This is a genomic window from Pseudomonas baetica, from assembly GCF_019733355.1.
In the GTDB taxonomy this organism is placed as follows: domain Bacteria; phylum Pseudomonadota; class Gammaproteobacteria; order Pseudomonadales; family Pseudomonadaceae; genus Aquipseudomonas; species Aquipseudomonas baetica_A.
This window is the reverse complement of the sequence record NZ_JAIHLQ010000004.1, coordinates 133770-148294: the sequence shown is the minus strand read 5'-3', so window position 1 is coordinate 148294 and position 14525 is coordinate 133770. Positions and strand designations below refer to the sequence as shown.

The 14525-nt window shown below is 60.5% G+C and carries 12 protein-coding genes; 7 read left to right on the top strand and 5 right to left on the bottom strand.

Annotation, left to right across the window (positions count from 1 at the left end; all coding sequences use genetic code 11):
- From K5E40_RS05335 to K5E40_RS05325, 3 genes are all read left to right on the top strand, one after another.
- The gene (locus tag K5E40_RS05335) at window positions 1-567 is read left to right on the top strand and encodes an RNA polymerase sigma factor (protein WP_221729975.1); all 567 of its coding nucleotides are present in this window, start codon (window positions 1-3) and stop codon (window positions 565-567) included.
- Window positions 564-1553, top strand: coding sequence for a FecR family protein (locus K5E40_RS05330; RefSeq protein ID WP_221729974.1), 990 nt, complete (start codon window positions 564-566; stop codon window positions 1551-1553). The genes K5E40_RS05335 and K5E40_RS05330 overlap by 4 nt, the downstream gene beginning before the upstream one ends.
- A 214-nt stretch (window positions 1554-1767) precedes the next feature.
- Complete coding sequence (locus tag K5E40_RS05325; RefSeq protein WP_221729973.1) at window positions 1768-4197, top strand: TonB-dependent receptor; 2430 nt, start codon at window positions 1768-1770, stop codon at window positions 4195-4197.
- Between the two features lie 242 nt (window positions 4198-4439).
- On the opposite strand, the gene K5E40_RS05320 is transcribed toward K5E40_RS05325, so the two are convergent.
- A complete protein-coding gene (locus K5E40_RS05320) occupies window positions 4440-5315 on the bottom strand; it encodes an AraC family transcriptional regulator (protein ID WP_221729972.1) in 876 nt (291 codons plus the stop codon).
- Window positions 5316-5454: 139 nt separating this feature from the next.
- Between K5E40_RS05320 and K5E40_RS05315 the strand changes: the two genes are divergently transcribed.
- Entirely contained in the window at window positions 5455-6357 is a 903-nt protein-coding gene (locus K5E40_RS05315; protein ID WP_221729971.1) for a DMT family transporter, read from the top strand.
- A 20-nt stretch (window positions 6358-6377) separates the two neighbouring features.
- On the opposite strand, the gene K5E40_RS05310 is transcribed toward K5E40_RS05315, so the two are convergent.
- The 4 genes from K5E40_RS05310 to K5E40_RS05295 form a co-directional block, all read right to left on the bottom strand.
- Entirely contained in the window at window positions 6378-6887 is a 510-nt protein-coding gene (locus K5E40_RS05310; RefSeq protein WP_221729970.1) for a DUF2165 family protein, read from the bottom strand.
- A gap of 144 nt (window positions 6888-7031) precedes the next feature.
- Window positions 7032-8006 (bottom strand): D-glycerate dehydrogenase, encoded by a 975-nt coding sequence (locus tag K5E40_RS05305; RefSeq protein ID WP_221729969.1) that lies wholly within the window; start codon window positions 8004-8006, stop codon window positions 7032-7034.
- 553 nt (window positions 8007-8559) lie between these two features.
- A complete protein-coding gene (locus K5E40_RS05300; RefSeq protein WP_221729968.1) occupies window positions 8560-8928 on the bottom strand; it encodes a DUF6124 family protein in 369 nt (122 codons plus the stop codon).
- Window positions 8929-9334: 406 nt separating this feature from the next.
- Entirely contained in the window at window positions 9335-10303 is a 969-nt protein-coding gene (locus tag K5E40_RS05295) for a LysR family transcriptional regulator (protein ID WP_221729967.1), read from the bottom strand.
- Between the two features lie 194 nt (window positions 10304-10497).
- Between K5E40_RS05295 and K5E40_RS05290 the strand changes: the two genes are divergently transcribed.
- The 3 genes from K5E40_RS05290 to K5E40_RS05280 all read left to right on the top strand — a co-directional run bounded on the left by K5E40_RS05290 (window position 10498) and on the right by K5E40_RS05280 (window position 14522).
- A complete protein-coding gene (locus K5E40_RS05290; RefSeq protein WP_221729966.1) occupies window positions 10498-11997 on the top strand; it encodes an efflux transporter outer membrane subunit in 1500 nt (499 codons plus the stop codon).
- A 142-nt stretch (window positions 11998-12139) separates the two neighbouring features.
- On the top strand, window positions 12140-14332 hold the full coding sequence (locus K5E40_RS05285; protein WP_221729965.1) for an FUSC family protein: 2193 nt from the start codon (window positions 12140-12142) through the stop codon (window positions 14330-14332).
- On the top strand, window positions 14322-14522 hold the full coding sequence (locus K5E40_RS05280) for a DUF1656 domain-containing protein (RefSeq protein WP_221729964.1): 201 nt from the start codon (window positions 14322-14324) through the stop codon (window positions 14520-14522). Before K5E40_RS05285 ends, K5E40_RS05280 begins: the two co-directional genes overlap by 11 nt.
- Window positions 14523-14525: the final 3 nt, after the last annotated feature.

The following is a 14525-nucleotide window of genomic DNA, read 5'->3' as shown; positions in this document are numbered from 1 at the left end:
GTGTTGATCGGTCTGCCCCCGGAATCTCGCGACGACGAGCCGCGTGGGGCGCGTGCACATTTTCTTCAAGTGTTCCTGTCCCAGCGCTCGCAAATGGAAGCGCTGGTCACTCGCCGTGTCGGTTGCCGGGCGACGGCAGCCGACCTGGTTCAGGATCTGTTTCTGCGTTTCTGGCGGCGTCCGCTGGTGCAGGTGGAAGAACTCAGCACCTACCTGTTGCGCTGCGCCGGCAACATTGCCATTGACCATCTGCGCAGTGAAGGCACGCGGGTGCGCGTCAACGAGGGCTGGCAACCTGAAGAGCCGGACAGCCGGGGCAGCGAACCGCAAGCCGCGCTAGAAGCGGGCAATGATCTGCGTCATGTCGAAGCGGCGTTGCGCGCTTTGCCCGAGCGCACCCGGCAAATCTTTTTGCTCAATCGCATTCACGGGCGCAAGTACGCGCAAATCGCCAAGGCCATGGGCCTGTCCCAAAGTGCCGTAGAAAAACATATGATGCGCGCCCTCGAGGCCTGCAAGGCCAGCCTGCGCGAACCCGCGCCACGCCTGCCAGGGAAAGCACCGTGAACCTTTCAGACCCCGTCATCCCGACCCTTGCGCAGGAACAGGCCGCGTTTGCCTGGCTGAGCCTGTTGCATGATCGGCCTAGCGCTGGCGATCAACTCACTTTCAGCCAATGGCTGCGCGCTGATCCCGCCCACGCCGAGGCCTATGCGCAGGCACAGATTGTCTGGGAATTGAGCGAAGGGCCCGCGCGAACATTGGCCGATGAGCAGGCGTTGGCGCTACAGGGCTACCTCAATGCGATGGATCGCCCGCGCCGTTCGCTGCTTTTGCGTGGGGGCGGGGCTTTGGCGATGGCCGCGTGCCTGCTGTTGATGGTGAGCCTCGGTACGGGGTGGCAGCCGCAGCGCTGGATCGATGATCTGGGCGCTGACTATGTGTCGGCGCCCGGTGAGATTCGCACCGTGACCCTGGCCGATCAATCGCAAGTGACCCTTGATGCCGACAGCGCCATCGCGGTGGACTTCAGCCATGGCGAGCGTCATGTGCAATTGCGTCGCGGCGCCGGTTTTTTCAGCGTCATGCACACTGGCGAGCCGTTCGTGGTCGAGGCCCAGAAGGGCGAGGCGCGGGTGCTCGGCACGCAATTTGAAGTGCGTCTGCAACCCCATGGCGCGCAGGTCACGGTGTTGTCCGGGCGGGTCGGGGTGACGGCAGATCGCGATGGCGAGCAGCAGATTCTTACGGCCGGCCAGCAAGTGGCTTACGGTGAAGGTGCTGCGCAAAAACGCCACGCCGTGGATAGCGAGGCGCAGCTTGCCTGGCGTCAGGGCTGGCTGACTTATTACAAGTCGACGCTGGGCGATGTGGTGGCGGATCTGCGTCGCTATTACCCCGGACGAATTGTGTTGCTCAACGATGAGCTGGCGGCGCGCAAGGTCAGTGGCAGTTTTCCGAGCCGGGATCCGCAGGCTGTGCTGAGTTCGCTGCAAGGGGTGTTGGGGTTTGAGCAGCATCAGGTGCTCGGGCAGCTGATCATTCTGCGTTGAGGTCACTGGCCTCTTCGGGAGCAAGCCCCCTTCCCACAATTTGAAATGTGGTGCCCTTGTGGGAGGGGCTTGCTCCCGAGGGCGTCGGCACATACAACACATCGTCCAAAAATATTTTCAAAATTGTGGTGAGGTAAACCCGAGCCCCATTCGTGTAGTGACTGAAACTGCGAGTCATTCGCATCCGTTGCGGTTCTACACAGGTCATTGAGCAATGAAGTCCAGGGCAAAGTCGGGTTCGGTCAAACAGTGGTTCGGTGCGTCGGCGTTGAGTTTTTCGGCATTGGCGTTGTTGCCGATGAGCGTGGCGCTCGCCGCTGAAACCGCCAGCAGTCAGGCGCAAAAGCAGTTCAGTTTCTCCCTGGCCGCCCAACCGCTGCCGCAAGCCCTGAGCGATTTCAGCCGTGTCACCGGGCAGAGTGTGGTTTACACCGATGAAGCGCCCTACGGCCTGAACGCTCCGGCGGTCAACGGCCAGATGAGTGCCGAGCAAGCCTTGCAGCAAATGCTCACCGGTTCCGGCTTGAACTGGCGCCGCACCGACAGCCACACCCTGGTGCTTGAACCGCAACCCACTGCCGGTGCGTTGAACCTCGGCGCCACCACGATCACGTCGGTGCGCGACGAGTCGATGAGCTACCAGCCGCCGCAAACCAGTTCGGTGATGCGTTCTTCGGCGTCGCTTCAGGAAATCCCTCAGACCGTCAACGTCATCCCGGCCCAGGTCATTCGCGATCAGGCGCCGCGCAATCTCGACGATGCGCTGGCCAACGTCAGTGGCATCACCCAGGGCAACACCTTGGGCAGCACTCAGGACTCAGTGATGACCCGCGGTTTCGGTGACAACCGCAACGGCTCGATCATGCGCGACGGCATGCCGTTGGTGCAGGGCCGAGGCATGAACGCCACCGTGGACCGGGTTGAAGTGCTCAAGGGGCCGGCGTCATTGCTCTACGGGATTCAGGACCCGGGCGGTGTGGTCAACATGGTCAGCAAGAAGCCTGAGCTGACTCAGTACAACGCCCTGACCCTGCGCGGCTCGACCTACGGCGAAGGCAAGAATGGCAGCGGCGGCACCTTCGACAGCACGGGTGCGCTGGGCGAGTCCGGCCTGGCGTATCGTCTGGTGATCGATCACGAAGACGAGGATTACTGGCGCAACTTCGGCACCCACCGCGAAACCCTGATTGCCCCGTCGCTCGCCTGGTTCGGCGAACGGACCAAGCTGTCCTTCGGCTACGAGCATCGTGAATTTCTCACGCCGTTCGATCGTGGCACGGTCATCGATCCACGCACCAACCACCCGCTGAACATCTCGCGCAAGGAGCGTCTCGACGAGCCGTTCAACGATATGGAAGGGCGTTCGGACTTGTATCACTTCGAAGCCGATCACGAACTCAACGACGACTGGAAAGCCCACTTTGGCTACAGCTGGAACCGCGAAACCTACGACGCCAGCCAAGTCCGCGTCACAGCGATCGACACCAACAAAGGCACGCTGACCCGCAACATGGATGGCACGCGCAACGCGATCACCACCGACCGTTTCACCACGGCCAGCCTTGAAGGCAAGGTCAACGTGCGGGGCATGCAGCATGACCTGGTGTTCGGCGTCGACGACGAGTACCGCAAGATCTACCGCGCCGACCTGATCCGCCAGAAAAGCCTGAGCACCTTCAGCTACGTCAACCCGGTGTATGGCCGTGAAGTCGAAGGCACCACGGTCAGCGCGGCGGACAGCGCGCAGACCGATCTGCTGCGCAGCGACTCGGTGTTTTTGCAGGACTCTATCCACCTTGATGACCAGTGGATTCTGGTCGCCGGCGCACGTTTTCAGGCGTACGACCAGTACGCCGGCAAAGGCGTGCCGTTCAAGGCCAATACCGACAGCAATGGCCAGAAATGGGTGCCGCGTGCGGGTCTGGTGTATCGCTACACCGATGAGCTGTCGTTCTACGGCAGCTACACCGAATCGTTCAAACCCAACTCGACCATCGCCCCGCTGAGCGGCAGCAGCACCGTGCTCGACGGCAGCATTGCGCCGGAAGAGGCCAAGTCGTGGGAGCTGGGCGCACGGCTGGATATGCCGGGGCGCGTCACCGGCAACATCGCGCTGTTCGATATCAAAAAACGCAACGTGCTGGTCGCCAACTCTGAAGGCCCGACGACGATTTACAGCGCTGCCGGTGAAGTACGTTCGCGGGGTCTTGAAATGGATTTGACCGGCCAACTCAGCGACCGCTGGAGCTTGATCGGCAGCTATGCCTACACCGATGCTGAAGTGACCGAGGACCCGACCTACAAGGGCAAACGCCTGCAGAACGTGGCGAAAAACAGCGGCTCATTGTCGGCGGTGTATGACTTCGGCAGTGTGATCGGTGGTGATCAGTTGCGCGTGGGGGCGGGGGCTCGTTATGTCGGCGAGCGAGCGGGTAACGCGGTGAATGATTTCGACCTGCCGAGTTACACCGTGGCCGATGCTTTCGCGACTTACGACACCAAAGTGGAAGGGCAGAAGGTCAAGTTCCAACTCAATGTGAAGAACCTGTTTGATCGCACGTATTACACGTCGGCGGCGAGCCGGTTCTTTGTGTCGATGGGGGATTCGCGGCAGGTATCGTTGTCGAGCACCCTGCAGTTCTGACCTGAAACCGCGTCATCGTTCTTCGCGAGCAAGCCCGCTCCCACAGGAGGGAATGCCTTCCAAATGTGAGGGCAAGGCAGATTTCACAGGGGAATGCCTTCTAACTGTGAGGGCAAGCCAGATTTCACAGGGGAATGCTTTCCAAATGTGAGGGCAAGGCAGATTTCACAGGGGAATGCTTTCTAACTGTGGGAGCGGGCTTGCTCGCGAAGGGGCCATGACAGTCGATAAAGAACTCGGCACTAACGCAAAAACGCCTGCCGATACTCCCCGGGCGTCCCGCCCAAAACCTGCTTGAACCGATTGGCGAAGTGACTGGCGCTGGCAAACCCGCATGCCAGCGCAATCTCACCCAACGGCAACGTCGTACTGCGCAGCCATTCCCGCGCCCGGCTCAGACGTCGCGCCAACACGTACTGATGCGGCGGCAGTCCGAAACTCACGCGAAACATCCGTGCAAAGTGGTACTCCGACAGGGCACACAACCCGGCCAATTGCCCAAGGCTGATGGGCTCGGCCAACTGCGCATCAATGAACTCCACCAATTGTCGGCGCTGGTGCGGCGCCAGCCCGCCCTTGAGGCGCAAGCCCTGACGAACACCGACCTGACTGAGCAAGGTGTGGCTGATCAATTCATGGGCAAGGCTGCTGGTCAGCAAACGTTCGGCGGGTTCGTCCCAGTTCAGCGTCAGTAACTGCCGGAAACGCTGCGCCTGCTGTGGGTCTTCAAGAAAGGTCTGCTCGCACAACTGCATCTGTCGCGGTTCGCGATCAAGCAAGGTGACGCAACCAAGGGCAAATTGTTCGGCGCTGAAATACAAGTGTGCCAAGCGAATATCGCCGTTGATGACCCAGCCCGATTCGTGATCGGCCGGCAGGATGCACAACTTGTCCGGCCCACCCTTGTGCCCCGGCTGACCGCGTCGAAACGTGCCCGTACCGCCGGCGATATAGCACGACAGGGTGTGATGGCTCGGTGCTTCGTATTCCTGAGCGTCGTGGTGATTGGTCCACAGGGCCGCAGACAAGCCGTCACCGAGCTCGGCGCTGTGCACCAGGCGAGAGTTCGGCGAGCGCTTAAGCGCCTGGAAGACTTGCAGGTTATCGATGGCGGACATGATCGGTTCTCTTCAACGCCTTGCATCGTACTCCGTAGCCGTCTCGCTGCCAGCCGGCCGCCCGACAAAAGCGCAAGTTTATGCAAGCGCTGGTCACCTGCCGCAACTGACACTCAAGGCCTGTCTAGGAGTGTTTGCCATGAACCTGTCGTTGTATCTGCTGACCGTGCTGATCTGGGGCACTACCTGGATTGCCTTGAAATGGCAATTGGGTGTGGTGGCTATCCCGGTGTCGATCGTCTACCGTTTTGGACTCGCCGCGCTGGTGTTGTTCGTGCTGTTGCTGTTGAGTCGTCGACTGCAACCCATGAACCGGCGCGGCCACCTGATCTGCGTGGCCCAGGGCTTGTGTCTGTTCTGCATCAATTTCATGTGCTTTCTCACCGCCAGTCAGTGGATTCCCAGCGGCTTGGTGGCGGTGGTGTTTTCTACCGCCACGCTATGGAACGCGCTCAATGCAAGGGTGTTTTTCGGTCAGCGTATTGCCCGAAACGTACTGATGGGCGGTGCGTTGGGCCTATTCGGGTTGGGCATGTTGTTCTGGCCGGAGTTGGCCGGTCATCACGCCAGCCCGCAAACCTTGCTGGGTCTGGGGTTGGCGCTGTGTGGGACCTTGTGCTTTTCGGCGGGTAACATGCTGTCGAGCCTGCAACAAAAGGCCGGTCTCAAACCGCTGACCACCAACGCCTGGGGCATGGCGTATGGCGCGGCGATGTTGTCGGTGTGGTGCCTGGTCAAAGGCATTCCATTCAACATGGACGGGTCGCCGCGTTATGTGGGGGCGCTGCTGTATCTGGTGATACCGGGTTCGGTCATCGGCTTTACCGCGTACCTGACGCTGGTCGGGCGTATGGGGCCGGAGCGCGCCGCGTACTGTACGGTGCTGTTCCCGGTGGTGGCGCTGAATGTCTCAGCATTTGCCGAAGGGTATCAGTGGACGGCTCCGGCGCTGTTCGGGCTGGTGTTAGTGATGCTGGGCAACGTGTTGGTGTTTCGCAAACCGAAAGCGATGGCGCCGCCGATGTCGGGAAAGTTGGTTTGAAATAAAACGAGCGCTGAACTTCAGCGCTCGACTTTCAAGGTGATGTAAATCATGACAGGGAAGATGAAGTCAACGATATGCCGTGCCCAGTCCTTGGCATTCCATGATTGCGAAGTGTCCATGTCAAACCATTCCACCCCCACGGTTTGCAGGCACACGTAATAAATGAATATTGCCGCGAGGATGCCCATGATCGAGAACTTTTTTGCCTCGTGGAATATTTCGGCGGAGGCGTTGATATTGCGATAGAGCTGATAGGTGCCTATCAGGCACAACACTGTATACGTGACTTCCAGGGTGATAATGAACCAGTAGATCCGGTGATGAATCATCGGCGACTCGATGGATCGATACTTGATGGTTTCACTGGCAGTGGTGGTGTCCATGCTCAGGATATGCGCCACGTAAGTGTAGTTTGAGTCATAGTCGGTGAAGTTGTGAATCATCACCAGTAGGCCAAAGAAACTGATGTAAGCCATCAATATAACTTTGCTGTAACGGATAAGTCTGTCGGTGGTCAGGGCGTTCAAGGTTTTAGCTCTCCATTGCATTGTCGATTATTCGACAATTCGGAGAGCTTATAATTTTGTTGTTTAATTAGGTTTGTTGTTCAATTTCAAGTTGTGTATTAAACCAACTAACGGGCAAGTGCCATGGCGCACTTGCCCGTTTTTTCAGCCGCACCAAACTTGCGGGTTTACCAGGTCTTGCGGGCGTTCGCCGAGCAACGCGCTGCGCAAGTTGGCCAAGGCGCGATTGGCCATGGCTTCGCGGGTTTCATTCGTTGCCGAGCCGATGTGCGGCAGGGTCACGGCATTTTTCAATTGGAACAGGGGCGACTCGGCCAGCGGTTCTTTCTCGTAGACGTCCAGGCCGGCACCCCGGATGCGGTTGTTTTGCAGGGCTTCGATCAGTGCCGGTTCGTCGACTACCGGGCCACGGGAGATGTTGACCAGAATCGCGCTTGGCTTCATCAGGCCCAGTTCGCGATGGCTGATCAGGTGGCGGGTCTTGTCACTGAGCGGAACGACCAGGCAGACGAAATCGGCTTCGGCCAGCAGTTGATCGAGGCTGCGAAATTGTGCGCCGAGTGCTTGTTCAAGTTCGCTCTTGCGGCTGTTGCCGCTGTAGAGGATCGGCATGTTGAAACCGAAGCGGCCACGGCGGGCGATAGCGGCGCCGATGTTGCCCATGCCGACGATGCCAAGGGTTTTGCCATGCACGTCGCAGCCAAACAGCGGGGCGCCGACGCTGGCTTGCCATTGCCCGGCCTTGGTCCAGGCGTCGAGTTCGGCGACGCGGCGGGCGCTGCTCATGATCAACGCGAAGGCGAGGTCGGCGGTGCTTTCAGTGAGCACGTCGGGGGTGTTGGTGAGCATGATCCCGCGTTCGTTGAAGTAGTCGAGGTCGTAGTTGTCGTAGCCGACGGAGACGCTGGAGACCACTTCGAGTTTGGCGGCGGTTTCAAGTTGGGCGCGGCCGAGTTTGCGGCCGACGCCGATGAGGCCGTGGGCGTGTGGCAGGGCTTCGTTGAATTGGGTGTTGATGTCGCCGTTTTTCGGGTTGGGGACGATGACGTCGAAGTCTTGTTGCAGGCGTTCGATCATGGGCGGTGTGATGCGGCTGAAGGCCAGGACTGTTTTTTTCATGCTTGGGGCTCGTCGTCGGGCTTTATTGCCAAGCACGCTAACATTTCTGTTTTGGGTTGTCTTGGCAGCCTCTGGGCCGACCATGCTCTTGGGGTTTGGGGTGTATATCCGTTTTTTGGGGTGTGGCGGCTGGCGGTTTCGCCCTGACGGCGACTCCCTTTGGCAAACGCCCCAAAGGAAGCAAAGGTCTGTGCCCTGACGTTCGGTCCGCTCGCTGGGGCTCGGGGTTCCTTCGTTCCGGGGTTCATCCGGGGCATCGCCTTCGGTTTGCTTCGCTGCACCTCCTCTCGATGTTTCCCCCCGGATGAACCCCGGAACGAAGCCTGCCGATGGGCCTTGAGATCAAGATCAAGAGCTGCAGCCGAGCTTGCGCTCATCCTGTTGAGTGGTGGTGGGGGTTGCCTTTTTTCTGGGGGCTGGTTGGGTGGCGATGTGGTGGGTGTACTCGGTTCAAACTGTGGGAGCGGGCTTGCTCGCGAAGGCGGCGTGTCATTGGGCGATGATGTTTGCTGACGCACCGCTTTCGCGAGCAAGCCCGCTCCCACAAGGGGGCTTAGGTGTTGGCGGCAGGTTGTTCGACGTTATCCAGCACGCGGTTCACCGCCAGTTCCGCGAGCATGATGATTTGCTGGATCGCCAGAATGATAGTGCGCTGCGGCAGGTCGATGTAGGCGGCGATGTCGCTGGACATGAGGCTGGCTTGCGCCAGTGATTCGCAGGCGTGGACGAGGAGGCTTTCGTTGTCTTGGCCCGGCGCGACCTGAAACATGGTGCTGGGTTTGTGGAAGCGCAGGGTCAGGGCGTTGGGTTTGAGGTAGTGGTCGAGCGCTCGCTCGGCGGCTTCGTGGAATTTCTTCGAATCAGGCGATTCGTAGGGAGAGGTGTTATCCGCTCCGGGCGGATTCGGGCTGTGCTTTTTCATGACAAAGATCCTTTAGATGGAAATGGAGCTGCCATGTTTCGTTTTCCAGGCGAAAGGGTGGCAGCTGTACGCGGACTGGAAAAACCGGCAAAGGATCAAACCCGGCAGACCCGAAGGTCTCCCACGTACAGCCGCCATAACTCAAAAACCGGCGTTGAAAAAGCGCGGCATTATGTCATGTGCTGTGATCCTGCGGGTTTTCCAGACCCGGTCGCTGATTCGTCAGCGACACCCAAAGCCTATCCACCGCACTTGCGACGGACAACCTGCAAAACACGTCGGAAACTTCCGCGAAAAGCCCGAAATGTAGGCGCTGCCGTAGGCTGCGATCTTTTGATTTTTAAACATCAAGGTCAAAAGATCGCAGCCTACGGCAGCGCCTGCAGGTTTCGTGGTGTGTTGAAAATCAGTTGGCGACGCGGGCGCCGGCGAGGCTGCCGCTGAGTTCGTAGGCGGCCAGTTCTGCCTGGTGTGCAGCGAGGATTTCCGGCAACGAGCCGCGCAGGTATTCGACCCACGTCTTGATCTTCGCATCCAGGTATTGCCGCGACGGGTAGATCGCGTACAGGTTCAGTTCCTGCGAGCGGTAGTTCGGCATGACCCGCACCAGTGTGCCGTTGCGCAAGCCTTCGATGGCGGCGTACACCGGCAAAACACCCAGGCCCATGCCGCTGATGATCGCGGTTTTCATGGCGTCGGCGGAGTTCACCAGGAACGGGGAGCTGTTGATGGTGACCATTTCCTGGCCTTCGGGGCCGTCGAAGGCCCATTTTTCCAGAGGGATTACCGGGCTGACCAGGCGCAGACAGGCGTGGTTGAGCAGGTCGTTGGGCTTTTGTGCGCAGCCGTTGGCTTTCACATAGGCCGGTGAGGCGCAGACGATGCTGTAGGTGATGCCCAGGCGTTGCGAGACGAAGCCGGAGTCCGGTAACTCGCGGGCCAGCACGATGGAGACGTCGTAGCCTTCATCGAGCAGGTCCGGCACGCGGTTGGCCATGGTCAGGTCGAAGGTGACGTCTGGGTGGGTCTTACGATAGCGGGCGATGGCGTCGATGACGAAGTGCTGGCCGATGCCGGTCATGGTGTGCACTTTCAACTGCCCGGCAGGGCGCGCGTGGGCTTCGCTGGCTTCGGCCTCTGCCTCTTCGACGTAGGCCAGAATCTGCTCGCAGCGCAGCAGGTAACGCTTGCCGGCTTCGGTCAGGGCGATGCGCCGTGTCGTGCGGTTGAGCAGGCGGGTTTGCAGGTGGGCTTCCAGGTTGGAGACCGCGCGCGAGACGTTGGCCGTGGTGGTGTCGAGTTGCACGGCGGCGGCGGTGAAGCTGCCTGCTTCGGCCACACAACTGAAGGCGCGCATGTTTTGCAAAGTGTCCATGGGGTGCTCTCAAGGGAGATGGCAAATTGTGACACGAAGTTTCGGGGGCTGAGACCCCCGACCAACGGATTATCTCGTTAACGGTAACAAAGATTCACAGGAATCCCAGCTTATCGCCGTCAAGACGCCCCCCTAGAATTGCGCCGTTCCCTACACACGTCCCCGCCATATCCCTTTCTCAGGAATTCGCAGCTGTGCCGCGTCGCATCAACAGAGCGCTTTTGCCGCTCAGTGTTCTGGTTTTTTCCCTGACTCTCGGCGGCTGCATCGGTACCGAAGGAATTGCCCCTCAGGGCGAAGCGTTGGAGGCCAATACGCTGGCCACCGACGAGGCCATCGCCCACGCCGCCCGTGACGCCAACTGGCCCACCGCGCAATGGTGGCAAGCCTACGGCGACCCGCAACTCAATCGCTGGATCGACCTCGCCGTGCAGGGTAGCCCGAGCATGGCCATGGCCGCTGCGCGGGTGCGTCAGGCCAAAGCCCTGGCCGGTGTCGCGCAAGCGGCCGAGTCGTTGCAGATCAATGGCGAGTCGACCCTCAAGCGTCACAACTGGCCAACCGATCAGTTCTACGGCCCCGGTGATCTGGCCAACTCGACCACTTGGGACAACAGCGCCGCGCTGGGTTTCAGCTACGCGCTCGACCTCTGGGGCCGCGAGAGTAACGCCAGCGAGCGTGCTGTGGATCTGGCGCACATGAGCGCCGCCGAGGCGCGACTGGCGCAGTTGGCGTTGCAGAACAACATCGTGCGCGCCTACATCCAAATGTCGCTGCATTACGCCCAGCGCGACATCGTCGTCGCCACGCTCAAGCAGCAACAGCAGATTCTCGATCTGGCGCACAAGCGTTTGGACGGTGGGATCGGCACGCACTTCGAAGTCAGTCAGGCCCAAACGCCGTTGCCGGAAACCCATCGACAACTCGATGCACTGGACGAGGAAATTGCCCTGAGCCGCAATCAACTGGCCGCATTGGCGGGCAAGGGGCCGGGCGAGGGCGCGCAGTTGCAGCGTCCGACCTTGTCCCTCGGCGCTGCACTGAAATTGCCCAGCGCGCTGCCCGCCCAATTGCTGGGTCAGCGTCCGGACGTGGTTGCCAGTCGCTGGCAAGTGGCGGCGCAGGCGCGGGGGATCGATGTGGCGCACGCCGGGTTTTATCCCAACGTCGACCTGGTCGGCAGCCTCGGTTACATGGCCACTGGCGGCAGTGCGCTGGGGTTCTTGACCGGCAAGAAGCTCAACTACAACGTCGGCCCGGCGATCTCTTTACCGATCTTCGACGCAGGACGACTGCGTGCCGAATTGGGAGAAGCGTCGGCCGGTTACGACATCGCCGTGGCGCACTACAACCAGACGCTGATCAATGCGCTGAAGAACATCTCCGATCAGTTGATCCGCCGCGAGTCGATGGACAAGCAGCAAGGGTTCGCCGCCGAGTCGGTGGCCGCTGCGCAGAAAACGTACGACATCGCGATGATCGCGTATCAACGGGGCCTCACCGATTACCTCAACGTGCTGAACGCGCAGACGCTGCTGTTCAAACAGCAGCAGGTGCAACAGCAGGTGCAGGCGGCGCGGCTGAGTGCGCATGCGGAGTTGGTCACAGCGCTCGGTGGCGGATTGGGCGCCGGCAATGACGTGCCCACTGCCGAACAAACCCAAGCCCCGAAAACCCCGGCCCTTTTGCGGTGAGCCCAACACCTGTTGCGGGAGCGAGCCTGCTCGCGATGAGGGCACATCAGTTGGCATTTTGGTCGGCTGCTACAGCGCTATCGCTAGCAGGCTAGCCCCCACAGATTTTGCGACCTGACTGAATTTCATTGAGCACAAATAAATGACGCCCTTGCCCGCACCGCTGCGCTGGCTCTACTCCCTGGAATGGCGCCGGGGTTTGTTCGACTGGGCGCGCAGCGATGGCGTGACCTGGGTCTACATCTTCAAGGTGCTGCTCGCCGCCTTCCTGACCTTGTGGCTGGCGATGCGTCTGGAGCTGCCGCAGCCGCGCACGGCGATGATCACGGTGTTCATCGTCATGCAGCCGCAGAGCGGTCATGTATTTGCCAAGAGTTTCTATCGCTTTCTCGGCACCCTCGCCGGGTCGGCGATGATGGTCACGCTGATTGCGTTGTTTGCGCAGAACACCGAACTGTTCCTCGGTTCGCTGGCGATCTGGGTGGGCATCTGCTCGGCCGGTGCCGCACGCTGCCGTAACTTCCGTGCTTACGGTTTTGTGCTGGCCGGCTACACCGCTGCGATGGTCGGTTTGCCGGCGTTGGCGCACCCGGACGGTGCGTTCATGGCGGCAGTATGGCGGGTGCTGGAAATCTCCCTGGGGATTGTCTGCTCGACCGTGATCAGCGCCGCGATTGTGCCGCAGACCGCCAGCGCCGCTATGCGCAACGCGTTATATCAGCGTTTCGGTGTGTTTGCCTTGTTCGTCACCGATGGCCTGCGCGGGCGCAGCAAAGCGCAAGGTTTCGAAGCCAGCAACGTACGGTTCATTGCCGAAGCGGTGGGCCTGGAAGGGCTGCGCAGCGTGACTGTGTTCGAAGACCCGCACATGCGTCGGCGCAATGGTCGGCTGAGCCGTTTGAACAGTGAATTCATGGGTATTACCACCCGTTTCAATGCGCTGCATCAGTTGCTCGAACGCTTGCGTGGCAATGACGAAGAACACGTCGTGGCGGCGATCAAACCCGGTTTGCAGGATCTGGCCGAAGTGCTCGATGGCTTCAGTGGCCGTGCCTTGACCAGCCCCGATGCGGCACGGCTGGTCGCGGCGCTGGCGATCTACAAAGAAGGCTTGCCGGCGCGGGTGCGCAGCTTGCGGGCAATCTTTCAGGAGTGCGAGCCGAGCGACGCCGAGCAACTGGATTTTCACACCGCGTACGAGTTGCTCTATCGCTTCGTCGATGACCTGCACAGTTATGCACAGACCCACGCCTCGCTCGCCGATCACAGTCACGAACGCGAGCGCTGGGACGAGCCGTTCACCCCGCAAACCAACTGGTGGGCAGCGGCGGCGTCGGGCATTCGCGCCTCGTTTATTTTGATCGTGCTGGGCAGTTATTGGGTCGCCACTGCGTGGCCGAGTGGCGCGACGATGACGCTGATCGCCGCTGCCACCGTGGGCCTGTCCGCTGCCACGCCAAACCCGAAACGCATGGCTTTTCAAATGGCTTGCGGCACCTTCCTTGGCGCGCTGATCGGCTTCGTCGAAATGTTTTTCATCTTCCCGTGGATCGACGGTTTCCCGTTGCTGTGCGTGATGCTCGCGCCGGTGATCGTGCTGGGCTCGTTCCTCACCTCGCGGCCGCAGTACGCCGGTGTCGGTCTCGGTCTGTTGATCTTCTTCAGCACCGGTTCGGTGCCGGACAACCTGACCGTCTACAACCCGTACACCTTCATCAACGACTACATCGCCATGGTGATGGGCATGCTGGTCTGTGCGGCGGCTGGCGCGATTATCCTGCCGCCCAACAGCCGCTGGTTGTGGCAGCGCCTGGAACAGGATCTGCGTGGCCAGGTGGTCTATGCGATCAGCGGCAAGCTCAAAGGCCTGGCGTCGAGTTTCGAGAGCCGTACCCGCGATTTGTTGCATCAGGCCTATGGCCTGGCGGCGGGCCAGCCGAACGTGCAAAAGAACCTGTTGCGCTGGATGTTCGTGGTGCTCGAAGTCGGTCACGCGATCATTGAGTTGCGCAAGGAACAGGCGATTTTGCCGGTGCATCCGGCCTATGCCGAATCGCAGCCGTGGCGTCAGGCGATCCGCGTCATGGGCCGGGCGTTGGTGCGGCTGTTCTTGCAGCCCAACCCAAGCAATCTGGAGCGCGCACTGGTGGCGGTCGATCACGCGATCAGCCGGGTCGCGGCCACCGATGAGCCGTTCGCACCGCACTTCGACACCTCCGCGCTGCGCCGGGTGAAGAGCTATCTGCACTTCATTCGCACCTCATTGCTCGACCCGCAATCACCGCTTGCTGCGCTCACGCAAGCCAAGCCTGAAGGACTTGCCCATGCCCCGTGAAATCGCTTTCCACGGCGTGTACATGCCGACCATGACCCTGATGTTTTTCATCGCTGCAGCGCTGGCCTGGGCGCTGGATCGGTTTCTCGCCGGGTTCGATCTGTACCGCTTCTTTTGGCACCCGGCGCTGCTGCGCCTGAGTCTGTTTACCTGTCTGTTCGGCGCCTTGGCGCTGACGGTTTACCGTTGATTC